Source organism: Natroniella sp. ANB-PHB2 (assembly GCF_046097105.1).
Taxonomy (GTDB): domain Bacteria; phylum Bacillota; class Halanaerobiia; order Halobacteroidales; family Halobacteroidaceae; genus Natroniella.
The window spans coordinates 38860-61078 of sequence record NZ_CP175562.1; the positions used below are offsets into that span (position 1 = coordinate 38860).

At 35.5% G+C, this 22219-nt stretch carries 38 protein-coding genes; all 38 read left to right on the forward strand.

Annotation, left to right across the window (positions count from 1 at the left end; genetic code table 11):
• The first annotated feature begins 26 nt into the window (after positions 1–26).
• The 38 genes from tuf (at position 27) to amrA (ending at position 22188) form a co-directional block, all read left to right on the forward strand.
• Positions 27–1211: an elongation factor Tu gene (gene tuf, locus ACKF5P_RS00205; RefSeq protein WP_408955490.1), complete on the forward strand. Its 1185-nt coding sequence runs from the start codon at positions 27–29 to the stop codon at positions 1209–1211.
• An 83-nt stretch (positions 1212–1294) separates the two neighbouring features.
• Complete coding sequence (gene rpsJ / locus ACKF5P_RS00210; RefSeq protein WP_408955501.1) at positions 1295–1612, forward strand: 30S ribosomal protein S10; 318 nt, start codon at positions 1295–1297, stop codon at positions 1610–1612.
• A 26-nt stretch (positions 1613–1638) separates the two neighbouring features.
• Positions 1639–2265 carry a 50S ribosomal protein L3 gene (rplC, locus tag ACKF5P_RS00215; RefSeq protein WP_408955502.1) on the forward strand — a complete coding sequence of 209 codons (627 nt, stop codon included), beginning with the start codon at positions 1639–1641 and terminating at the stop codon, positions 2263–2265.
• A gap of 23 nt (positions 2266–2288) precedes the next feature.
• Entirely contained in the window at positions 2289–2915 is a 627-nt protein-coding gene (rplD, locus tag ACKF5P_RS00220; RefSeq protein ID WP_408955503.1) for a 50S ribosomal protein L4, read from the forward strand.
• Positions 2915–3205, forward strand: a complete 291-nt coding sequence (gene rplW, locus ACKF5P_RS00225) for a 50S ribosomal protein L23 (RefSeq protein WP_408955504.1) — start codon at positions 2915–2917, stop codon at positions 3203–3205. Before rplD ends, rplW begins: the two co-directional genes overlap by 1 nt.
• A 25-nt stretch (positions 3206–3230) precedes the next feature.
• Positions 3231–4073, forward strand: a complete 843-nt coding sequence (gene rplB, locus ACKF5P_RS00230) for a 50S ribosomal protein L2 (protein WP_408955505.1) — start codon at positions 3231–3233, stop codon at positions 4071–4073.
• Between the two features lie 25 nt (positions 4074–4098).
• A complete protein-coding gene (gene rpsS, locus ACKF5P_RS00235; protein WP_408955506.1) occupies positions 4099–4383 on the forward strand; it encodes a 30S ribosomal protein S19 in 285 nt (94 codons plus the stop codon).
• Positions 4384–4416: 33 nt separating this feature from the next.
• Positions 4417–4758: a 50S ribosomal protein L22 gene (gene rplV / locus ACKF5P_RS00240; RefSeq protein WP_408955507.1), complete on the forward strand. Its 342-nt coding sequence runs from the start codon at positions 4417–4419 to the stop codon at positions 4756–4758.
• A 4-nt stretch (positions 4759–4762) separates the two neighbouring features.
• Positions 4763–5410, forward strand: a complete 648-nt coding sequence (gene rpsC, locus ACKF5P_RS00245; RefSeq protein WP_408955508.1) for a 30S ribosomal protein S3 — start codon at positions 4763–4765, stop codon at positions 5408–5410.
• A 19-nt stretch (positions 5411–5429) separates the two neighbouring features.
• The gene (gene rplP, locus ACKF5P_RS00250; protein WP_408955509.1) at positions 5430–5864 is read left to right on the forward strand and encodes a 50S ribosomal protein L16; all 435 of its coding nucleotides are present in this window, start codon (positions 5430–5432) and stop codon (positions 5862–5864) included.
• Complete coding sequence (rpmC, locus tag ACKF5P_RS00255; RefSeq protein WP_408955510.1) at positions 5854–6057, forward strand: 50S ribosomal protein L29; 204 nt, start codon at positions 5854–5856, stop codon at positions 6055–6057. The genes rplP and rpmC overlap by 11 nt, the downstream gene beginning before the upstream one ends.
• A 17-nt stretch (positions 6058–6074) precedes the next feature.
• Positions 6075–6335 (forward strand): 30S ribosomal protein S17, encoded by a 261-nt coding sequence (gene rpsQ / locus ACKF5P_RS00260; protein ID WP_408955511.1) that lies wholly within the window; start codon positions 6075–6077, stop codon positions 6333–6335.
• 25 nt (positions 6336–6360) lie between these two features.
• A complete protein-coding gene (gene rplN / locus ACKF5P_RS00265; protein WP_408955512.1) occupies positions 6361–6729 on the forward strand; it encodes a 50S ribosomal protein L14 in 369 nt (122 codons plus the stop codon).
• Between the two features lie 31 nt (positions 6730–6760).
• Positions 6761–7087 carry a 50S ribosomal protein L24 gene (rplX, locus tag ACKF5P_RS00270; RefSeq protein WP_408955513.1) on the forward strand — a complete coding sequence of 109 codons (327 nt, stop codon included), beginning with the start codon at positions 6761–6763 and terminating at the stop codon, positions 7085–7087.
• A 22-nt stretch (positions 7088–7109) separates the two neighbouring features.
• Positions 7110–7649, forward strand: a complete 540-nt coding sequence (gene rplE / locus ACKF5P_RS00275) for a 50S ribosomal protein L5 (RefSeq protein ID WP_408955514.1) — start codon at positions 7110–7112, stop codon at positions 7647–7649.
• Positions 7650–7665: 16 nt separating this feature from the next.
• The gene (locus ACKF5P_RS00280; RefSeq protein ID WP_408955515.1) at positions 7666–7851 is read left to right on the forward strand and encodes a type Z 30S ribosomal protein S14; all 186 of its coding nucleotides are present in this window, start codon (positions 7666–7668) and stop codon (positions 7849–7851) included.
• 35 nt (positions 7852–7886) lie between these two features.
• On the forward strand, positions 7887–8279 hold the full coding sequence (gene rpsH / locus ACKF5P_RS00285; RefSeq protein ID WP_408955516.1) for a 30S ribosomal protein S8: 393 nt from the start codon (positions 7887–7889) through the stop codon (positions 8277–8279).
• Positions 8280–8309: 30 nt separating this feature from the next.
• Positions 8310–8840, forward strand: a complete 531-nt coding sequence (gene rplF, locus ACKF5P_RS00290; RefSeq protein WP_408955517.1) for a 50S ribosomal protein L6 — start codon at positions 8310–8312, stop codon at positions 8838–8840.
• Positions 8841–8902: 62 nt separating this feature from the next.
• Positions 8903–9268, forward strand: coding sequence for a 50S ribosomal protein L18 (gene rplR, locus ACKF5P_RS00295; RefSeq protein ID WP_408955518.1), 366 nt, complete (start codon positions 8903–8905; stop codon positions 9266–9268).
• A 28-nt stretch (positions 9269–9296) separates the two neighbouring features.
• On the forward strand, positions 9297–9800 hold the full coding sequence (gene rpsE, locus ACKF5P_RS00300) for a 30S ribosomal protein S5 (protein ID WP_408955519.1): 504 nt from the start codon (positions 9297–9299) through the stop codon (positions 9798–9800).
• A 34-nt stretch (positions 9801–9834) separates the two neighbouring features.
• The gene (gene rplO / locus ACKF5P_RS00305) at positions 9835–10278 is read left to right on the forward strand and encodes a 50S ribosomal protein L15 (protein WP_408955520.1); all 444 of its coding nucleotides are present in this window, start codon (positions 9835–9837) and stop codon (positions 10276–10278) included.
• A gap of 3 nt (positions 10279–10281) precedes the next feature.
• Complete coding sequence (gene secY, locus ACKF5P_RS00310; protein ID WP_408955521.1) at positions 10282–11541, forward strand: preprotein translocase subunit SecY; 1260 nt, start codon at positions 10282–10284, stop codon at positions 11539–11541.
• Positions 11542–11560: 19 nt separating this feature from the next.
• Positions 11561–12211: an adenylate kinase gene (locus ACKF5P_RS00315; protein ID WP_408955522.1), complete on the forward strand. Its 651-nt coding sequence runs from the start codon at positions 11561–11563 to the stop codon at positions 12209–12211.
• Complete coding sequence (gene map, locus ACKF5P_RS00320) at positions 12212–12958, forward strand: type I methionyl aminopeptidase (protein ID WP_408955523.1); 747 nt, start codon at positions 12212–12214, stop codon at positions 12956–12958.
• 92 nt (positions 12959–13050) lie between these two features.
• Positions 13051–13272 carry a translation initiation factor IF-1 gene (gene infA / locus ACKF5P_RS00325; RefSeq protein ID WP_248624639.1) on the forward strand — a complete coding sequence of 74 codons (222 nt, stop codon included), beginning with the start codon at positions 13051–13053 and terminating at the stop codon, positions 13270–13272.
• 39 nt (positions 13273–13311) lie between these two features.
• Positions 13312–13425: a 50S ribosomal protein L36 gene (gene rpmJ / locus ACKF5P_RS00330; protein ID WP_013277182.1), complete on the forward strand. Its 114-nt coding sequence runs from the start codon at positions 13312–13314 to the stop codon at positions 13423–13425.
• A 33-nt stretch (positions 13426–13458) separates the two neighbouring features.
• Complete coding sequence (gene rpsM, locus ACKF5P_RS00335; protein WP_408955524.1) at positions 13459–13824, forward strand: 30S ribosomal protein S13; 366 nt, start codon at positions 13459–13461, stop codon at positions 13822–13824.
• A 42-nt stretch (positions 13825–13866) separates the two neighbouring features.
• Entirely contained in the window at positions 13867–14247 is a 381-nt protein-coding gene (gene rpsK, locus ACKF5P_RS00340; RefSeq protein ID WP_408955525.1) for a 30S ribosomal protein S11, read from the forward strand.
• Between the two features lie 39 nt (positions 14248–14286).
• Positions 14287–14916 carry a 30S ribosomal protein S4 gene (rpsD, locus tag ACKF5P_RS00345; protein WP_408955526.1) on the forward strand — a complete coding sequence of 210 codons (630 nt, stop codon included), beginning with the start codon at positions 14287–14289 and terminating at the stop codon, positions 14914–14916.
• Between the two features lie 91 nt (positions 14917–15007).
• Positions 15008–15949, forward strand: coding sequence for a DNA-directed RNA polymerase subunit alpha (locus ACKF5P_RS00350; protein WP_408955527.1), 942 nt, complete (start codon positions 15008–15010; stop codon positions 15947–15949).
• A gap of 28 nt (positions 15950–15977) precedes the next feature.
• A complete protein-coding gene (gene rplQ / locus ACKF5P_RS00355) occupies positions 15978–16319 on the forward strand; it encodes a 50S ribosomal protein L17 (RefSeq protein WP_408955528.1) in 342 nt (113 codons plus the stop codon).
• Between the two features lie 115 nt (positions 16320–16434).
• Positions 16435–17271, forward strand: coding sequence for an energy-coupling factor transporter ATPase (locus ACKF5P_RS00360; protein ID WP_408955529.1), 837 nt, complete (start codon positions 16435–16437; stop codon positions 17269–17271).
• A complete protein-coding gene (locus ACKF5P_RS00365) occupies positions 17247–18095 on the forward strand; it encodes an energy-coupling factor transporter ATPase (RefSeq protein WP_408955530.1) in 849 nt (282 codons plus the stop codon). Before ACKF5P_RS00360 ends, ACKF5P_RS00365 begins: the two co-directional genes overlap by 25 nt.
• A 4-nt stretch (positions 18096–18099) precedes the next feature.
• Positions 18100–18894: an energy-coupling factor transporter transmembrane component T family protein gene (locus ACKF5P_RS00370; RefSeq protein ID WP_408955531.1), complete on the forward strand. Its 795-nt coding sequence runs from the start codon at positions 18100–18102 to the stop codon at positions 18892–18894.
• Positions 18895–18907: 13 nt separating this feature from the next.
• A complete protein-coding gene (truA, locus tag ACKF5P_RS00375; protein WP_408955532.1) occupies positions 18908–19648 on the forward strand; it encodes a tRNA pseudouridine(38-40) synthase TruA in 741 nt (246 codons plus the stop codon).
• A 130-nt stretch (positions 19649–19778) separates the two neighbouring features.
• A complete protein-coding gene (rplM, locus tag ACKF5P_RS00380; RefSeq protein WP_408955533.1) occupies positions 19779–20207 on the forward strand; it encodes a 50S ribosomal protein L13 in 429 nt (142 codons plus the stop codon).
• A 21-nt stretch (positions 20208–20228) separates the two neighbouring features.
• A complete protein-coding gene (gene rpsI, locus ACKF5P_RS00385) occupies positions 20229–20624 on the forward strand; it encodes a 30S ribosomal protein S9 (RefSeq protein WP_408955534.1) in 396 nt (131 codons plus the stop codon).
• Between the two features lie 154 nt (positions 20625–20778).
• Positions 20779–22188 carry an AmmeMemoRadiSam system protein A gene (amrA, locus tag ACKF5P_RS00390; RefSeq protein ID WP_408955535.1) on the forward strand — a complete coding sequence of 470 codons (1410 nt, stop codon included), beginning with the start codon at positions 20779–20781 and terminating at the stop codon, positions 22186–22188.
• Positions 22189–22219 lie beyond the last annotated feature (31 nt).

Sequence of the window (22219 nt, forward strand, 5' to 3'; positions counted from 1 at the left end):
ACTTTAAAATCAAGGGGGAAAATAAGATGGCAAAAGAAAAGTTTGAAAGAACGAAACCTCATGTTAATATTGGTACAATCGGTCACGTAGACCATGGTAAGACGACAACAACAGCTGCTATTACAAAGGTATTAGCAAAAGGTGAGGAAGGTTCATCAAATTTTGAAGATATTGATAATGCACCAGAAGAAAAGGAAAGAGGAATTACAATAGCAACATCACACGTAGAGTATGAAACAGCAAACAGACACTATGCTCACGTAGACTGTCCAGGACATGCTGACTATGTTAAGAATATGATTACAGGGGCAGCACAGATGGATGGTGCAATTTTAATTGTATCAGCAGCAGATGGGCCAATGCCACAAACAAGAGAGCACTTACTATTAGCTCGACAGGTAGGTGTACCACGAATAGTAGTCTTTTTGAACAAGGCAGATATGGTAGATGATGAAGAATTAATTGAATTAGTAGAGATGGAAGTAAGAGAATTACTTAATGAATATGACTTTGAAGGAGATGAAGCTCCAGTAGTAGTAGGATCTGCATTAAAAGCATTAGAAGAGCCAACTGGAGAATGGTCAGAGAATGTTATGGAGTTAATGGATGCGATTGATGAGTATATTCCAACTCCAGAAAGAGATACAGATAAAGAGTTCTTAATGCCAGTAGAGGATGTATTCAGTATTACAGGGCGTGGAACAGTAGCAACAGGTCGTGTAGAGAGTGGAATTATAGAAGTAAATGATGAAGTAGAAGTAGTAGGAATTAAAGATACAGAGACAACAGTAGTAACTGGAATTGAGATGTTCAGAAAGATGATGGACGAAGCACAGGCAGGAGATAATATAGGAGCATTATTAAGAGGTGTTAATCGAGAAGATATAGAGCGTGGCCAGGTATTAGCAGAGCCAGGAAGTATTACTCCTCATACTAAATTTAAAGCAGAGGTTTATGTTTTAAGTAAAGATGAAGGAGGAAGACATACTCCATTCTTCGATGGATATAAGCCACAGTTTTACTTCAGAACTACAGATGTAACAGGAACAATTGACTTACCAGAAGGTGTAGAGATGGTAATGCCAGGAGATAACATTGAAATGGAAGGAAGCTTAATCTCTCCAATTGCAATGGATGCAGGAGTTCGATTTGCAATTAGAGAAGGTGGAAAGACTGTTGGTGCTGGAGTTGTTACTGAAATTATTGAATAAATAAATAGGAAAGGGAATGAGGAGTGACATTTCCTCCTCATCTTTTTTCTGCTTACTAAATGTTATTTGGAGGTGGAATTGATATGGCTAGACAGGCTAGAGAAAAGATTAGAATTAGATTAAAAGCATATGAACATCAATTGTTAGATAATTCAGCGAGTAAGATTGTTGAGACTGCTAAGAATACTGGTGCTGAAGTTTCTGGACCAGTTCCATTACCTACTAAAAAAGAGGTGTTTACTATTTTGCGTTCACCTCATGTAAATAGTAAAGCTAGAGAACAATTTGAGATGAGAACTCACAAACGCTTAATTGATATTAAAGAACCAACACCTAAAACTGTTGACTCTTTAATGAGGTTAGATTTACCAGCAGGTGTTGATATCGAAATTAAATTATAATTAGATGTTGGGTAAGGAGGTGCAAAATGATGAAAGGTATTCTAGGTAAAAAAGTTGGTATGACTCAAGTGTTTAATGAAGAAGGGGAAGTGGTACCAGTTACTGTTGTACAAGCTGGACCTTGTGCAATAGTACAAAAGAAGAGTGAAGATGTTGATGGATATAACTCAGTACAACTTGGGTTTGAAGATGTTAAGGAAACAAGAGTAAACAAACCACTTAAAGGACATTTTGAAAAGTATGGAATTAATCCAAAAAAATATGTAAAAGAATTCAGAATCGCTGGAGCTAAAGAGTTGGAACCAGGTGATGAAGTTACAGTAGATGTATTTTCTGCAGGAGATAAAGTAGATGTAACAGGTACTTCTAAAGGAAAAGGATTTGCTGGAACAGTAAAGCGATGGAATTTTAGAACTGGACCAAAGACTCACGGTTCACGAAATTATAGACTGCCAGGTGCTATTGGTGCTGGTTCTGACCCGGCGAGAGTATTCAAAGGTAAGAAGATGCCAGGGAGAATGGGACGCGAAAAGGTTACTATTCAAAATTTAGATATTGTAAAAGTTGATTCTGAAAAGAATTTATTATTAATTAAAGGTGCTATACCTGGACCAAAAAAAGGATTATTAACCATTAAAGAAACTGTCAAATAAATGTGTAGGAAGGAGGAAAAAAGATGCCGGAGCTAACAGTGTGTAATGTAGAGGGGCAAGAAACAGGTAAAGTTGAATTAAATGAACAAATTTTTGATATAGAGATTAATGAGTCAGCAGTTCATCAAGCAGTTACTGCTCAATTAGCTGCTAAGAGAGCTGGAACTGCTAAAACTAAGACACGAGGAGAAGTAAGTGGTGGTGGCCGTAAGCCATGGAGACAGAAAGGAACTGGACGTGCTCGCCATGGAAGTATTCGTTCGCCAATCTGGGTTGGTGGTGGAACAACTTTTGGCCCGCAACCACGTAGCTATAAGAAAAAGATCCCTAAGAAAGTAAAGAAGTTAGCAGTTAAATCAGCTTTAACAGCAAAAGTAGTTGAAAATGATTTGATTGTTGTTGATGAATTTGATTTTTCAATTCCTAAAACTAAGCAGATGGTATCTGTCTTAGATAATTTAGAAGCTGAAAACAAGAAAGTGTTGATTGTAATAGAAGGTAGAGATGATAACGTATATAAATCTGCCCGAAATATTCCAGGGGTAAGAGTTGTTACAGCAGATAGGGTAACTGTTTATGATGTTTTAAATAGTGACAAGTTGATAATGACTGAAAAAGCAACTGCCCAAGTTGAGGAGGTGCTGATCTAATGAAGAACCTTAGAGATGTTATTATTGCGCCTCATATTTCTGAAAGAAGTATGATGGATATGGAAGAAAAGAATTGGTATACTTTTAAAGTTCAACTTAAAGCCAATAAGACTGAAATAAAGAAAGCAGTTGAAGAAATTTTTGATGTTAAAGTTGAAAAAGTAACTACTAATCGAATGCCAGGAAAGAAAAGAAGAATGGGTTATCATGAAGGAAGAACAGCTAAATGGAAAAAAGCTAGAGTTAAATTAGCTGAAGATAATAGAATTGATATTTTTGAAGGCATTTAATTTTTAAGAAGAGGAGGGAAATAGAATGGCAATTAAGAAGTTTAAGCCGACTACGCCGGCTCGTAGATATATGACGGTTGATAGTTTTGAAGAAGTTACTACTGATAAACCAGAGAAGTCTTTACTTAAGCCGCTGAAAAAGACTGGTGGACGAAATGCTAATGGTCGAATAACAGTTCGTCATCGTGGTGGCGGACATAAAAGAATGTATAGAATAATTGATTTTAAAAGAGATAAAGATGGGATTCCAGCAAAGGTAGCTACAATTGAGTACGATCCCAATCGTTCTGCAAGGATTGCTTTGCTACATTATGCTGATGGAGAGAAGAGATATATTATTGCTCCAAAAGGGTTAAAAGTAGGAGATGAGGTTCTTTCTGGTTCAGAAGCTGATATTGTAGTAGGAAATGCTTTGCCTTTGGAAAATATTCCAGTTGGTACTGTAATCCATAATGTTGAAATGAAACCTGGAAAAGGTGGCCAGATGGTTCGTTCTGCTGGTGCTCAAGCTCAAATTATGGCTAAAGAAGGAAAGTATGCTCATATTCAACTACCATCAGGAGAAGTAAGGTTGATCAATCTTACTTGTAAAGCAACAATTGGTCAAGTAGGAAATGTTGAACATGAAAATATCACTATCGGGAAGGCTGGTAGAAGTCGTTGGTTAGGAAGAAGGCCTAGTGTTCGTGGTACAGCGATGAACCCACATGACCATCCACACGGTGGTGGAGAAGGTAAAAAACCTGCTGGTCGACAGCCGGTAACACCTTGGGGACAGCCTACTATTGGTAAGAAGACTCGTAAACCTAAAGCATCTGATAAGATGATTATTAGAAGTCGTCATGCTAAAAAGAAAAGAAGGAAGTAATTAGAAGAAAGGGGGACATAATAAATTGGGTCGTTCATTAAAAAAAGGACCATTCGTAGATGAAAAGTTATTAGCTAAGGTTGAGAAGATGAATGAAGCTGGAGAAAAAAAGGTTATTAAGACTTGGTCAAGAAGTTCAACTGTCTTTCCACAGATGGTAGGACATACAATTGCTGTTTATGATGGACGGAAGCATGTTCCAGTATATATTACTGAAGAGATGGTTGGACATAAGTTAGGAGAATTTGCTCCAACAAGGACTTTTAGATCTCATAGTCAACATACTGAGAGATCTACATCGCTTAAGTAGTTAATTAGATTTTAAGACAAAGGGGGTTAAACTATGGAAGCAAGAGCAACTGCTAAACGTGTTAGAATTTCCCCACGAAAAGCTAGATTAGTAGTCGATTTGGTAAGGGGTAAAGAAATTGGTGAGGCAATTGGAATTTTAAGAAATACACCACAGAAAGCATCTAAGATAGTAGAAAAAGTTCTTAATTCTGCTGTTGCTAATGCTGAAAATAATCATGGTATGATTGCTGATGAATTATATATATCTGAGGCATATGTAGATGAAGGGTCAACAATGAAGAGATATAAGCCGAGAGCTATGGGACAAGCGAGTCCTATTAATAAGAGAACAAGCCATGTTACGCTTAAAGTGGCAGAAAAAAAGGAGGGATAATTAGATGGGACAAAAAATAAATCCACATGGTCTAAGAGTTGGAGTTGTTAAAGACTGGGATGCAAAATGGTATGCAGATAAAGATGAATATGCTAATTTATTGCATGAAGACTTGGAAATTAGAGAGCATATTAAGACAAAGATGTATGAAGCTGGTATTGCACGGATTGTAATAGAAAGAGCTGCTAATAGAATTAAGTTAGATGTTCATACTGCTAGACCTGGTATGGTAATTGGAAAAGGTGGTTCTGAAGTAGATAAGCTACGATCTGAATTAGAAGATATTACTGGTAAAAAAGTACAAGTTAATGTTGTAGAAGTAAAGAAACCTGATCAAAATGCCCAGTTAGTTGCTGAAAACATTGCCCAACAATTAGAAAATAGAGTTTCTTTTAGAAGAGCAATGAAACAATCAATTAATCGTGGAATGAGGCAACGAGGTGTTGAAGGGTTTAAAGTTGAGTGTGCTGGAAGATTAGGTGGAGCTGATATGGCTCGAACTGAAGGATATAGTGAAGGTAGTGTTCCATTGCATACTTTGCGTGCTGACATTGATTATGGTTTTACAGAAGCAGATACAACTTATGGGCAAATTGGAGTCAAAGTTTGGATTTATAAAGGTGAGATTTTACCTGAAATTGATGAAGAATAATTAGAAAGGAGGCATTTTGATGTTAATACCAAAGCGTGTTAAGCATAGAAAACAACATCGTGGTCGTTTAAAAGGGAAAGCAAGACGAGGTAATAAAGTTAACTTTGGGGAATACGGTTTACAAGCGTTAGAGCCAGTTTGGATTACTAATCGTCAAATTGAGGCAGCTAGAATTGCTATTACTCGTTACATTAAACGTGGAGGTAAGGTTTGGGTCAATATTTTCCCTAATAAGCCTGTAACTGCCAAGCCTGCTGAGACTAGAATGGGTAGTGGTAAAGGAGAACCAGAAAAATGGGTTGCTGTTGTAAAACCAGGTCGGGTAATGTTTGAAGTTTCTGGTATAGAAGAAGAGGTTGCTCGTGAAGCTATGAGGTTGGCGTCACATAAACTGCCTATCGACACTAAATTTGTAAAACGGGGAGAAATGGACGGTGAGGCGAATGGAAGCTAAGGAATTACGAGAGCTGACGGATAAAGAATTGGAGAAAAAATTAGATGAGTCTAAAGAAGAATTATTTAATTTGAGATTTCAAAATGCTACTGCGCAACTTGATAATCCAATTAGAATTCGAGAAGTAAAGAAAACAATTGCTCGAATAAAAACGATTTTAACTGAACGTGAGCTTAAGATTAATCAAGCGTAATCGAAAGGAGGAAGATTATGGCGGAAGAGAAGAGTAATAAAAAGACAAATATTGGAGAAGTTGTTAGTGATAAAATGAATAAAACTATTGTAGTTGCTGTTGAACGAAAGACGCAACATCCTTTATACAAGCGTGTGATCAAAAGAACTTCTAAATTTAAAGCACATGATGAAAAGAACGAATGTAACGAGGGAGATATCGTAAAAATTGAAGAAACTCGTCCAATTAGTAAGCATAAGAGTTGGAAGTTAAAAGAAATTATTCGTAAAGCTAAGTAGTTTTTAATCGAAAGGAGGGGTTGGAATGATTCAGTCAGAATCCAGATTGAAAGTAGCAGATAATTCAGGAGCTAGAGAATTATTATGTGTTAAGGTGTTAGGTGGTTCTAAGAAACGTTATGCTTCTGTTGGAGATATAATTGTTGCTACAGTAAAAGAAGCTATCCCTAACGGTATGGTTAAAAAAGGGGAAGTTGTTAAAGCAGTAATTGTAAGGACTAAACGTGAAGTAAGAAGAGATGATGGTTCTTATATTAGTTTTGATGAAAATGCTGCAGTAATAATTGAGAATAATAATGAACCAACAGGGACTCGTATTTTTGGGCCAATTGCACGTGAATTACGAGAAAGAAAATTTACAAGGATTATTTCTTTGGCACCTGAAGTTCTTTAATAGATGGATTGTAGGAAAGGAGGGAGTTTAGATGGTTCGACCTAAATTACATGTAAAAAAAGGCGACAAAGTAAAAGTTATTAGTGGAAAAGATAGAGGAAAAGAAGGGGAAGTTTTAGAAGTGATTCCTGAAGAAAACCGTGTTCTTGTTAAAGGGATTAATATAATTAAAAAGCACACTCAACCGACTCAGGATAATCCACAAGGGGGAATCATGGAAAAAGAAGGGCCACTTCATAGTTCTAATGTTCAGTTGGTCTGCCAGTATTGTGATGCAACTACACGAACTGGGAAGAAAGTCTTTGATAATGGAGAAAAAGCACGATATTGTAAAAAATGTGATGAAGTTATTGATTAAAGTGTCAGAAAGGAGGTAAACTATGTCTGTACTACAGAAGGAATATAGAGAAGATATTATACCAGCGTTGATGGAAAAATTCGATTATGATAATGTAATGGAAGTTCCTAAGTTAGAAAAAGTTATTATTAACATGGGACTTGGAGAAGCAAGTGAAGATGCTAATTTACTAGATCAAGCTACTGAGTCTATAGAAACTATTACAGGTCAAAAACCAGTAATTACTCGAGCTAAAAAGTCTGTCGCTAATTTTAAAATTAGAGCGGGTATGCCAGTTGGATGTAAAGTTACTTTACGTGGTGAAGAAATGAATGAGTTTTTATATAAATTAATTAATGTTGCTCTACCACGTGTACGTGATTTTAGAGGTCTTTCTGCAAAATCTTTTGATGGACGAGGTAATTATTCTCTAGGGTTAAGCAACAATACTGTTTTTCCAGAAATTAACGTTGATGAGATTGATAAGATTTTAGGGATGGACATTGTAATTGTAACTACTGCTGAGACAGATGAGGAAGCTAAGGAGTTATTATCCCTAATGAAGTTACCACTTAAAAAATAATTAAGGAGGGGAAAAAGTGGCTAAAAAGTCAAAAATTGAGAAAGCCAACCGAGAATCTAAGTATTCAACTCGTGAAGAGCAACGTTGTCGTCGTTGTGGAAGACCACATGGAGTACTCAGAAAGTTTGAGTTGTGCCGAATCTGTTTTAGAGAGTTGGCCCATGAGGGTAAATTGCCTGGTGTTAGGAAAGCTAGTTGGTAAATTAATTGTAAATTTGAAAGGAGGTAAGTAATTTTATGACTGATCCTATTGCTGATATGTTAACAAGAGTTAGAAATGCTATTACTATTGTAAATGATGAAGTAGATATTCCTGCTTCTAACCTCAAAGAGGAAGTTGCACGTGTCTTATCTGAAGAAGGGTTTATCAAAGGATATAAAAGAATTAATGTTGGCCCACAAGGAAAATTACGCTTATTTTTAAAATATGGAGCTAATGGGGAACAAGTTATTACTGGTTTGAAACGAATTAGTAGACCAGGATTAAGAGTTTATGCTAATAAAGAAGAGGTACCAAAAGTATTAGGTGGATTAGGTATTGCTATTATTTCTACTTCTCACGGTGTAATGACTGATAAATCTGCTCGTAAAGAGGGGATTGGCGGAGAAGTAATCTGTTATGTTTGGTAATTTTTAAGAACAAAAGGAGGTGTGAAGAATATGTCTCGGATAGGTCATGTACCAGTAGAGATTCCTGAAGGTGTAGAATTATCTTTAGAAAAGAGTATTTTAACGGTTAAAGGCGCTAAAGCTGAATTAACAGAGAAAATTAGTTCTAGAATGGAGATTAAAATTGAAGATGAGCAAGTTACGGTAGTAAGACCAACTGATTCTAAGCCTGATAAAGCATTACATGGATTGACAAGAAGTATAATTATAAATATGATTGAAGGTGTAACGAAAGGGTTCAAAAAAGAATTAGAATTAAACGGTGTAGGTTATCGAGCAGCTAAAAAAGGTAGTAATTTAGAGTTGCAAGTTGGTTATTCTCACCCAGTAACTATTGAACCTAAAGAGGGAATAGAGTTTGAGGTTGATGGGAATAAAATTGTTGTTAAAGGAAGCAATAAACAGTTAGTTGGACAAGTAGCTTCCAATATTCGAGCAGTTAGAAAGCCGGAACCTTATAATGGAAAAGGAATCAAGTATGTTGATGAACATATTAGGCGAAAAGAAGGAAAAACTGGTTAATATTTTATTAGCTTAATATTAACGTCAATGCTAGTAATTAGTTGAGTAAAGGAGGGGAAATAATGGGGAAGTTAAGCAAGCGTGAAGCTAAAAGGAGACGACATCAGCGAGTGCGTAATAAAGTAAAAGGTAAACCAGATCGACCTCGGTTAAGTGTATATAGAAGTTTAGATAATATTTATGTTCAGGTAATTGATGATTTTGCTGGTGAAACATTAGCTTCTGCCTCCACTGTTGATACTGAAATTAAAGGTGAAATTGAAAATGGTGGTAATAAAGAAGCAGCTAAGGTTGTTGGAGAATATATTGCTGAACGAGCTTTAGATAAAGGAATTAATAAGGTTATTTTTGATCGTGGCGGAAATGATTATCATGGTCGAGTTAAAGCTTTAGCAGAAGCCGCAAGAGAAAATGGACTAAAATTCTAGTAGTCTATGATGAGAAGGAGGGAAAATGATGAATAAAAATATTGATCCTGAAAAGTTGGATTTAAGTGAACGTGTTGTTAATATTAGCCGCGTATCTAAGGTAGTTAAAGGTGGGCGCCGATTTAGTTTTAGTGCTTTAGTAGTTGTTGGTGATGGTAACGGACATGTTGGAGCTGCTATTGGAAAAGCAAATGAGGTTCCTGATTCTATTCATAAAGGAATTGACGCTGCTAAGAAGAACTTAGTTAAGGTAGCCTTAAAGGATACTACGATTCCTCATGAGATTACTGGAGTTTTTGGTGCTGGAAGAGTTTTGCTAAAACCAGCAGCAGAAGGTACTGGAGTAATTGCGGGAGGAGCTGTCCGTGCTGTGATTGAATTAGCAGGAATTAAGGACATCTTAACTAAATCATTAGGATCAGATAATCCAATCAATATGGTTAGAGCAACAATTCAAGGGTTAAATAGCTTAAAAGATGCTGAAAAGGTTGCCCAGTTAAGAGGTAAAACTGTAGAAGAATTACTAGGTTAATTAAAGAACAGGAGATAATGAGGGGGTGAAGATAATGAAATTACATGAATTAAAGCCAGCTCAAGGATCTAAAAGCAAGAAAAAGAGAGTAGGAAGAGGTATTGGGTCAGGTAAAGGAAAGACTTCTGGTCGAGGACATAAAGGGCAGAATGCTCGTTCAGGTGGTGGAGTAAGAGTTGCTTTTGAAGGAGGACAGACTCCTTTATTTAAAAGACTTCCTAAACATGGTTTTTCCAATGCTAAATTCAAAAAAGAGTTTGCAATTGTCAACGTTGAAGAACTTAATAAGTTTGATGATGGTTCAGAGGTTACAATTGAAAAATTACAAGAAATAGGGTTAATTGACAAGGTGAAGGATGGAGTTAAAATTTTAGGTGATGGTAAGTTGGAGAAGAGTCTGACTGTTAAAGCTAATAAATTCAGTAAATCCGCAGTTGAGAAAATAGAGGGTGCTGAAGGAAAGGTAGAGGTGGTATAATAAATGTTATCAGCTCTAGGTAGTGCATTTCAGGTTAAAGAATTGAGAGGCAAAATTCTATTTATGTTAGCAATGGTTGCTGTCTATCGAATTGGAGCCCAAATTCCAGTTCCAGGTATTGACCCTCAAGTATTACAAGAGTTGTTTCGTGGTGAAGGGGTATTAGGATTTCTTGATATGTTTGCTGGAGGGGCTCTATCTAATTTCACTATTTTTGCTTTAAGTATCAGCCCTTATATTACTGCGTCTATTATAATGCAATTATTAACTGTTGTGATTCCTAAACTAGAAGAACTTTCTAAGCAAGGGCAAGAAGGTCAAAAGGTTATTACGCAGTATACGCGATATGCTACTGTTTTATTAGGAATAATTCAGGGTGTTGGTATTACTTTGATGATCAGAAATCATGGTGCTATAGCTAACCCTAATTTTTTCAATTTGTTTACAATTGTTATTACTTTGACAGCCGGAACTGTATTTTTGATGTGGCTTGGAGAACAGATAACAGAGTATGGAATTGGAAATGGAATTTCAATTTTAATTACTGTGTCAATCTTATCTAGGTTTCCTACAGGAGTTGCTACTACATTTAGGGAGTTAAGAGCAGGGGCAATTAACATTTTCAACTTGGCACTATTTTTAGTGATTGCAGTAATTGTGATTGGGGCAATTGTTTATATTCATGAAGGCCAAAGAAAGATTCCTGTTCAATATTCTAAGCGAGTAGTAGGACGTAAAGTATATGGAGGGCAATCAACTCATATCCCGATGAAGATTAATCAAGCAGGGGTAATGCCAGTGATTTTTGCTTCTTCAGTATTATTATTTCCAGCTACTATTGCTCAATTTATTCAACAAGATTGGGCAGCGGCAATAGCAAGGCTTCTAACTCCAGGCTCTTGGTTATATACTATTATATATGCTGTATTAATTATCTTCTTTACTTATTTTTATACAGCAATCAGCTTTAATCCAATTGAAGTAGCAGATAATATGAAAAAGCGGGGTGGATTTATACCTGGAAGACGTCCAGGACGACCAACTGCCCAGTATTTAGATAAAGTTTTAACTCGAATCACCTTATTTGGCGCAATTTTCTTGGCAATTATTGCTGTTATACCAGACTTTATTATTGTATTGACGGGTATTGAAGCAAGGTTTGGTGGAACTGCTTTGTTGATTGTAATTGGTGTTACTTTGCAAACAATGAAACAAGTAGAAACCCAGTTATTAGCAAGGCATTATGAAGGTTTTATGAAATAATTTCAAGGAGTGATAAAGTATGTATTTGTTATTAGTTGGCCCTCCGGGAGCAGGCAAAGGAACGCAAGCGAAAAGACTTGCAAAAGCGTATTCTATTCCTCATATTGCTACTGGAGATATCTTTCGAGAGGCAATTAAAAATGAAACTCCTTTAGGAAAAAAAGCCAAAGAATATATTGACCAAGGAAAATTAGTGCCTGATGAAGTTACTATTGGAATGGTTGAAGAAAGACTATCTAGAGATGACTGCCAAAAAGGTTTCATTCTAGATGGGTTTCCTCGAACTGTAAATCAAGCTGATGCATTAACTAATATTTTAGAGGATTTAGAAATTTGTTTAGATATTGTATTTAATATTAACGTTAGTGATCAAGAGGTTATTAATCGTCTATCTGGAAGACGAGTCTGTTCTGAATGTGGAGCAAGCTTTCATATTGAATTTAGCCCACCACAAGAGACAGGAGTTTGTGATGAATGTGATGGAGGATTATATCAACGAGATGATGATAATCCAGAGACAATTAAAGAGCGACTGGTTGTTTATTCTAAACAAACTGCTCCTTTAATTGATTATTATCAAGAACGTGATCTTATATGTGTAATTGATGGAGAAAAAAATCCTGAACAAGTCTTTGTAAAGATAAAAGAAGCTTTAGAGGCGATAAAGTAAATGATTATTAGAAAATCTTCTCGTGAAATAGATATTATGAGGAAGGCTGGTCAGATTGTAGCTCAAACTCATGCTGTGTTAGCTGAAAAGATTGAAGCTGGAATTACTACCCAAGAAATTGATCAAATAGCAGAAGAGTTTATTCGTGCTCAAGGAGCTAAGCCTGCTTTTAAAGGGTATCAAGGTTTTCCCAGTACTGTCTGTATTGCTATTAATGAACAGGTTGTTCATGGTATTCCAAGTTCACGTCACCTTGAAACAGGTGATATTATAGGTCTTGATATTGGGGCTGTTGTTGATGGATATTATGGAGATGCTGCTCGAACTTTACCAGTTGGCCAAGTATCTGAAAAAGCAGAAAGGTTACTGACTGTAACTGAAGAGTCTTTGTTTAAGGGGATTGAGAAAGTAAAAGTTGGTAATAGGATCTCAGATATCTCTAATGCAGTACAGCAACATGCAGAACAAGCAGGTTATTCTGTAGTACGTAGATTTGTTGGTCATGGGATTGGGCGGAATATGCATGAAGATCCCCAAATTCCTAATTTTGGATCTCCAGGACGAGGTCCTAGATTGAAAGCGGGTATGGTTTTAGCAATTGAACCAATGATTAATGCTGGAGGTTATGAAGTAGAAACTTTAGATGATAACTGGACTGTGGTAACTTGTGATGGTGAGCTATCTGCTCATTTTGAACATACTGTTGCTGTTACTGACTCAGGGTTTCGAATTTTAACCAAGGCTTAATTGCATAAAATATCTGTTATATGATATAATAGTATATTGAAGTAATAAAATGGGTTTATGTTAAATTTACTAGAGGGGGTTAAGGATAGTCAATGGCAAAAGAAGAGCCGATTGAAGTAGAAGGTACTGTGGTTGAACCGTTACCTAATGCAAAGTTTAGAGTTGAATTAGAGAATGGTCATAAGGTATTAGCGCATGTTTCTGGAAAGATGAGAATGAACTTTATTCGAATCTTACCAGGAGATAAAGTAACAGTTGAGTTATCACCTTATGATTTAAGTCGAGGCCGAATTACTTATCGTCATAAATCTTAAATCAAGCTATATTTAAGCTAGATAGAAGGAGGGTTAGAATTGAAAGTTCGACCATCAGTAAAACCTATTTGTGATAAATGTAAAGTTGTTCGTCGTAAAGGAAGAGTTTATGTTATTTGTGAAAATCCCAAACACAAACAACGACAAGGATAAATTATTAACAATTAATTAGGAGGTGTTATAGTTATGGCACGGATTGAAGGTGTTGATTTACCGCGGAATAAAAGGGTTGAAGTTGGATTAACCTATATTTATGGTATTGGCAGATCAACTGCCCAAAAGATCTTAGATGCAGCTGGTATTGATCCTGATACAAGAGTACGTGATTTAACTGAAGGTGAAGTAGCTAAGTTACGTAAAGTAATTGATGAGGAGTATCTTGTAGAAGGAGAATTACGTCGTGAAGTAAGAGGTAATATCAAGCGTTTAAAAGATATTGGTTCTTATAGAGGATTAAGGCATAAGCGGGGTCTTCCAGTTAGGGGACAAAGAACTCAGACTAATGCACGGACTAGAAAAGGACCTAAAAGGACTGTCGGAGTAAGTAGATAGAGCTAAGTAATTTAGAATCTAATTTATGCAAGGGGGGATAATATGGCACGTCGAAAGAATAAAAAGAAGAAATTAAGAGTAGAAAAAGGTCAAGCACATATTAGATCTACTTTTAATAATACAATTGTTACCTTAACTGATAGAAAAGGAAATACAATTGCATGGTCAAGTGCAGGTAACTTAGGATTTGAAGGTTCACGAAAGAGTACTCCTTATGCTGCTCAAATGGCTGCTGATAATGCAGCAAAGGAAGCACAAGAATATGGATTGAAAGAAGTTGAAGTATTTGTTAAAGGGCCTGGTTCTGGTCGTGAAGCGGCTATTCGTGCTTTACAAGCAACTGGAATAGAAGTAACTTTGATTAAAGATGTAACTCCTATTCCACACAATGGTTGTAGACCACCAAAACGTCGTAGAGTATAATTTATAGCTTTAAATATAATTGTGGAGGTGTATATAAATATGGCAAGATATACTGGTCCAGTTTGTCGACAATGTCGACAACAAGGGGAAAAGTTATTCTTGAAAGGTGAAAGGTGCTATTCTGATAAATGTGCAATTGAACGTCGCTCTTATGCACCTGGTGAACATGGTAAAAAACGTCGTAGAAAACCATCTGAATTTGGTTTGCAATTACGAGAGAAGCAGAAAGTAAGAAGGGTTTATGGAGTATTAGAGAATCAATTTAATAGGTATTTTGAAACAGCAGAAAGAAAACCAGGAATTACTGGTGAAAATTTCTTAAAGATACTAGAGCGTAGATTAGATAATGCTGTATATAGATTAGGGTTTGCTGCTTCAAGAAATGAAGCTAGGCAGCTTGTAAGGCATGGACATATTGAAGTTAATGGTAGTCGAGTTGATATTCCTTCTTATCAAGTAGAAGAAGGAGATTTAATTGGAGTTAAAGAAGCTAGCAAAGATATGAAAAGAATTAAAGAAAATATCGAAATGAATGCTAATTTGGAAACTCCTTCTTGGTTACAAGTTAATTTTGAGAAAAAAGAAGGAAAAGTATTAACTGAGCCTGTTCGAGAAGAGATTGACATTCCAATTAAAGAACAGTTGATTGTAGAGTTTTACTCTAGATAATAATTAGAGTTTTCATATTTGCTGCCCAAAAGTTATCACCCTCAGCTAATTGTAGTAAATTTAGTTTATTATAAGGGAGGGTTAAAAATTAATGATTGAAATTCAGAAACCGTCAATTGAACGTATTGAATCTACAGATGATTATGGTAAGTTTGTTGTTTCTCCTTTAGAGAGAGGGTATGGCATTACTTTAGGTAACTCTTTAAGGAGGATTATGTTGTCATCCTTACCAGGTGTTGCAATAACTTCTATTAAGATAGAAGGAGTTCGTCATGAATTTTCTACTGTGCCAGGAGTTGTAGAAGATGTAACAGATATCATCTTAAATTTAAAAGAAGTAATTATAAATATGGATGAACAAGAGCCTCAGACTCTGCGAGTAGAAGCAAGTGGCGAAGGAGAAGTTGTTGCTGGAGATTTTCAAGTAAGTGGTAATCTAGAAATTTTAAATCCAGAATTACACATTGCTACTTTATCAGCCGAAGCAGATTTTAGGTTAGAAGCTACTGTAGAGCAGGGGCGAGGGTATGTTACTGCAGAAGAAAATGAAGATGATGAACATATAATAGGAGTAATACCTATTGATTCTTCTTTTTCACCTATTGAAAGAGTTAATTTCAAGGTAGAAGATGCTCGTGTAGGTAACAGAAGTGATTTTGATAGGTTAATGTTGGAAGTCAAGACTGATGGAAGCATTGATCCAGAGGAATCTATTAGTTTAGCTGCTAAAGTTATTGAAGAACATCTAGACCTATTCATTAATTTAAATGAAGAAATTAACGATACAGATATCATGGTGGAGAAGGAAGAAGAAGAGAAAGATAAAATCTTAGAAACTACAATTGAAGAATTAGAATTATCAGTTCGTTCTTCTAATTGTTTAAAAAGAGCTGGAATTAATACTGTTGAGGAATTAACTGATATAACAGAAGATGACCTGATGAAAGTTAGAAATTTAGGTAAAAAATCATTGCAGGAGATTAAGGCTAAATTAGCTGAATTAGATTTATCTTTAAGACAGCCTGAGTTATAAAATTGAATTGAAGAAGGAGGGGTTAGTTATGGCTCAAAGAAAATTAAGTCGCAAGAGTTCATCACGTAAAGCTTTGCTAGTTTCACTAGCTACTGCTTTATTTAAAAATGAGCGAATTGAAACTACTGAGCCCAAAGCTAAGGAAGCAAGAAGATTTGCTGAGAAGCTAGTTACTAAAGCTAAAAAGGGTACTCAACATGCTCGTAGACAAGTAATGGGCCAACTTCAAGATAGAGAAGCAGTAGAAGCTTTATTTGATGAAATTGCACCACGATTTGCTGATCGTCAAGGAGGATATACTCGAATTATGAAATTAGGACCAAGAAGAGGCGATGCAGCACCAATGGTTATTTTAGAATTAGTAGAATAAGCTCAATTATTATTAAACAGCCATCTAAATTGAATAATACTGGACGTCCAGCTCTTCTTTTTTCTTCGTCCGGTATGATCAATGGCTGTTTTTCTTATACTAGGTTGGTGAGAAGATGCCATTAATTGAAATTGCGGATCTATATTATCGTTATAAAAAAGAGCAAAGCTGGATACTAAAAGGGGTCGATTTAGAAGTTGATTCTGGAGAGTTTGTTGTGATTGTAGGTCATAATGGATCAGGAAAATCTACTTTAGCTAAGATGTTAAATGGATTATTGGTACCAAATGAGGGAGAAGTTTTAGTTAACGGTAAAGCTACTTCTAGGGAAGAAAACATTTGGGAGATTAGAAGACAAATAGGAATGGTTTTTCAAAATCCTGATAACCAACTGGTAGCTAATATTGTAGAAGAAGATATAGCTTTTGGCCCAGAAAATCTAGGACTAGAGTCAGCAGTAATAAAAAAAAGAGTTGAAGAAGCACTAGAAGTAGTTGGAATGAATGAATTTAGGCGTAATGCTCCTCATAATTTATCAGGCGGACAAAAACAGAGAATAGCTATTGCAGGCATCTTAGCAATGCACCCTAAATGTTTAGTGCTAGATGAACCAACAGCTATGTTAGATCCGGTTGGTAGAAAAGAAGTAATGGCAACTGTGAAAGAATTGAACCAACAATTAGGAATGGCAGTTGTTCATATCACTCATTTTATGTCGGAGGCATTATTAGCAGATAGGATTATTGTGATGGATCAAGGGCAGATTGTTTTAGAGGGTACTCCGAAAGAAATATTTAGCCAAGTAGATGAGATTAAAAAATATCATCTAGATGTTCCGCAATCAACTGAATTGGCTTTTCGGTTATCTCAGGCAGGCTTAGATATCCCTCCTGATATTTTTAATGTAGATGAGTTGGTGGAAAAGTTATGTTACTTGAAGTCAAAGAATTAAGTCATAATTATGATTCAGATTCAAGCGTTGATAATTATTCTTTAAAAGATATAAATTTTACAATTGAACGAGGAGAATTTCTTGGTTTGATAGGACATACTGGTTCAGGGAAATCGACTCTTGTTCAAACATTAAATGGGTTAATTAAGCCTACTACCGGTCAAATCATTATTGATGATCAGGATATTACAAAAATTAAGAACTTAAAAGAGGTTAGACGGAGAGTGGGTCTTGTTTTTCAGTATCCTGAACATCAGTTATTTGAGGAGACAGTTTTTGCTGATATAGCTTTTGGACCTAGAAATTTAGGGTTAACTGAACAAAAGGTTGAACAGCAGGTGAAAAATGCTTTAGAGATAGTAAGTTTAGACTATCAATTTTTTAAAGATAGATCTCCTTTTAAATTATCTGGTGGACAACAAAGAAGAGTAGCTATTGCTGGTGTATTAGCCATGGAGCCAGAAATTTTAATTTTAGATGAACCAACTGCTGGATTAGATCCTAAAACTAGGCAAGAAATAATAGCTGAAATTGTTGCCTTGCAACAAAGAACTTCGTTGACAATTATTTTGATTTCTCATCGGATGGAAGAAATTGCACGTCTAGCCGATAGAATTTTAGTTTTAGATGAAGGAGAACTAGTCTTAAATGGGACATCTGAAGAAGTATTTCAGCAGCAAGGGTTTTTAGAAAATATTGGCTTAGGAGTACCACAAATCACAGAAGTGTTAATGAAATTAAAAAATAAAGGCAATAAGATAGCTACTGATATCTTTACCATTGAAGAAGCTGAACAAGAAATATTAAAGTTAATGCGAGGGTAAAATAATGTTAGATGATATTATGATTGGCCAGTATATTGAAAGAGATTCAGTAGTTCATAAATCTGATCCAAGAACCAAAATTTTAGTTGTAATGCTCTTTATTATTACTGTATTTTTAATTAACACATTTAGTGGTTATTTTATTTTGGCTGGTTTTATTTGCTTAGCAGCTATGATATCTAAAATTAATTTGAATCTAATTATAAAGAGTATTAAACCTTTGACATTTATTATTTTATTTACTTTGGTAATTCATTTGTTTATGACTAGAGGTGGGGAGGTATTATGGCAGTGGAGATTTTTAAGGATTGAAGAAGAGGGATTGAGGTTGGGATTATTTATGATCTTACGCTTAATCTTTTTAATTACATTTACTTCGTTGCTGACCTTAACGACTTCTCCTTTAGAATTAACGGATGGATTGGAAAGGTTATTAAATCCTTTTAAAAGAATTGGAGTGCCTGCCCATGAATTAGCAATGATGATGACCATTGCTTTAAGGTTTATTCCTACTTTATTAGAGGAAGCACAAAAAATAATGAATGCTCAAAAAGCTAGAGGAGCTGATTTTGAAAGTGGTAATTTAATTAAAAAGGCCAAAAGTTTAATTCCACTACTTGTTCCTTTATTTATTAATGCTTTTAGAAGAGCTGATGATTTAGCTTTAGCTATGGAATCAAGGTGTTATCGTGGAGGAGAAAATAGAACAAGAATGAATGTATTAGTGTTATCCACAAGGGACTATTTAATAATGGCAATCAGCTTGATTTATTTAGGATTAGTAGCTATCTTATTATAATGGAGTTGAAGGGATGCGAAATTTAAAATGTACTGTTACTTATGATGGTACAAGTTATCATGGGTTTCAACGCCAAAATAATGCAGTAACTATTCAAGGAGAAATAGAGAAGGCATTACAGAAGTTGATTAAAAAAGAAGTTAAGATTATTGGGGCTAGTAGGACTGATGCTAAAGTTCATGCTCAAGGACAAGTCTTTAATTGTCAAATTGAATCTTCAATTCCAACTGAGCGTTTTGCTTTGGCATTAAATACTAAATTACCTGCTGATATTGTAGTAACTGATGCTTATGAAGTTGATCCTGAATTTCATTCGAGATATAATAGTACAGGAAAATTATATCATTATCAAATTTATAATCGAGAGTTTCCTTCTCCATTTTCACGAAATTATACTTATCATATTAGTCATAAATTAGATTTGGAGGCAATGAGAGAAGGAGCACAGTACTTAGTGGGGGAATATGATTTTTCTTCTTTTCAGGCGGCAGGTTGTAGTGCTAGAAGTCCAGTTCGCCAAATTTATGAACTAGAGATTAGTGTTAATTTAACGGCCCCTTTAATAACTATATCTATTAAAGGAAGTGGCTTTTTATATAATATGGTAAGGATTATTGTTGGCACTTTAGTTGAAGTTGCTAAGGGCAAAAAAAAGCCAATCTGGGTAAAAGAAGTATTATTAGCTCAAGATCGTAGCCTTGCGGGCCCTACTGCTCCTGCTTGTGGACTATCATTAATTAAAGTAAATTATTAACTGTTAAAAATTCTTGACAGTAATGGTTTGGTGTAATAAAATAGATGTGTATATGTTTGAGATTTACCACTGACGCCCCGGTCAGTTCTTAATAATAGATAAATAAATTAAGTTGTAAGGAGGGAAAGTTATGAGCACATATATGGCAAAACCAGAAGAAATTGATAGAGAATGGCATATTGTAGATGTTGAGGGTAAGACTTTAGGTAGAGTTGCCTCAGAAATTGCAAAAGTTTTACGAGGGAAGCATAAGCCAATTTATACACCACATGTTGATACTGGAGATTATGTAATTGTAATTAATGCTGAGCAAGTTCATTTGACTGGTAATAAACTAGAACAAAAATTATATCATAAGCACTCTAGATATCCTGGTGGATTGAAGTCTACACCATATGGTGAATTATTAAAAAAGAAACCTGAATTGGTAATAGAGCATGCTGTAAAAGGAATGTTACCTAAAAATAGACTAGGACGAAAAATGTTAAAGAAATTAAAGGTTTATGCTGGAGATGAGCATCCACATCAAGCTCAACAACCTAAAGAATTAGAATTATAATACTGGAAGGAGGAATTTTTTATGGCAGCAGAGGTTGAATACTTAGGAACTGGACGAAGAAAGACTTCAACTGCACGTGTTAGATTGATCCCTGGTGATGGTAAAATTATTGTTAATAATAAACCTTTATCTGATTATTTTGGTAGAGATGTACTAGAGCAAATTGTAAAGCAACCGTTAGAAGCAACTGGAACTTTAGGAGAGTTTGATATAATCGTTAAAGCTGAAGGTGGTGGAACTTCAGGTCAAGCTGGAGCTATTCGTCATGGAATTGCTCGTGCGTTATTAGAAACTGAAGGAGAATATCGTGATGCACTTAAAAAGCATGGTTTCTTAACTAGAGATCCGAGAATGAAAGAACGTAAAAAGTATGGACGTAAGAAAGCACGTAAGTCACCACAGTTTTCAAAAAGATAATTTTATTTATGATAAGGAAGGGGTCAGCTCTTCCTTTTTCTTATGCATATACAATTTGGTAGTTAATAAGAGCGTTGAATATTTAATATTGAATGATGAATAATTAAAAAATAGGAAAGAATAGTAGGGATAATTTATAAAAAGGAGTGATAAGATGAGTGGGACAGTTTTTGCTGGCTTGGCACCTCATCCCCCAATTTTAGTGCCTGAAATAGGTCTTAATAGTTTAGAAGAAATTGAAGAAACAAAAGAAAGTATGGAACGATTTGCTAAGGAAATTAAAGAGTCAGATCCAGATTTGATTATCACTATTAGCCCTCACGGTCCTGTCTTTAGGGATGCAATTAGTATCTTGAGTACTCAAGAATTAGTGGGTGATTTTGCACAGTTTGGTCAACCGGATTTGAAGTTTAATTATCAGCTGAAGGAAGAATTCACACAGGAAATTATTAAAGCAACTAATAATATAGGTACTACAGTAGCTAGAATTGACCAGGCTGCTGCTGATAAGCTTGATATTGATTTTAAATTGGATCATGGAGTGTTAGTTCCCCTCTATTACTTAGAAGAAGTTGGGGTTGAATTGCCTTTAATACCAATTACGATGGGGATGTTATCGTATGAAGAATTATATAAATTTGGCAAGGTAATTCAGATTGTTGCTAAAAAATTCGGCTATAAAGTAGCTGTAATTGCTAGTGGTGATCTATCTCATCGATTAACAGCGGATGCTCCAGCAGGTTTTAATCCCCATGGGAGGGAATTCGATGAAGCAGTAGTTGAGTACTTAGATAATTTGGAAGTTGAAGAGTTATTTAACCTTGATTCTTCTTTAATTGAAAAAGCAGGAGAATGTGGATTAAGACCATTAATCATGATGTTAGGAACTATTGATGGGTTAGATGTAGAAGGAGGAGTGTTGTCCTATCAAGGACCTTTTGGGGTTGGCTATGCAGTAGCTAGTTACCGAGTAAAAGGTGAAAAGGAAGTAGATAGTCTTTTAGAGCAGATTATAGCTAACAAGAAGGCAAAGTTAGAAGGGGTTAGGAAGAATGAAAGTGAAGTAGTTAGATTGGCCCGGCAAGCAGTAGAAGAGTATGCCAAAAATAAAGAAGTAATTGCCCCACCAAGTGAGCTAGATCCAAGGCTAGCAAAGAAGGCGGGTGTTTTTGTATCGCTAAAAAAAGATGAACAATTGCGTGGTTGTATAGGAACTACTGAACCAACCCAAGATAATATAGCAGAAGAGGTTATTAATAATGCTTTAAGTGCTGCTTTTAAGGATCCCCGTTTTGAAGCTGTTAACTTAAATGAGTTAGAAGAACTGACCTATTCAGTAGATATATTAGGAGAACCAAAAGAGGTAGAGAACATCCAACAGCTTGATCCTAAAAAGTATGGGGTAATCGTAAAGCAAGGTGATCGAACTGGTCTGTTATTGCCTGATTTAGAAGGGGTTGATACTGCCGCTAAGCAGGTTGAAATTGCTAAGAGAAAGGCTGGAATTACTCTTAATGAAGCTGATGTTGAACTAATGCGTTTTAAAGTAACTAGATATACTTAAAAATAGTTGATGGTGTATAGTTGAAAATCTA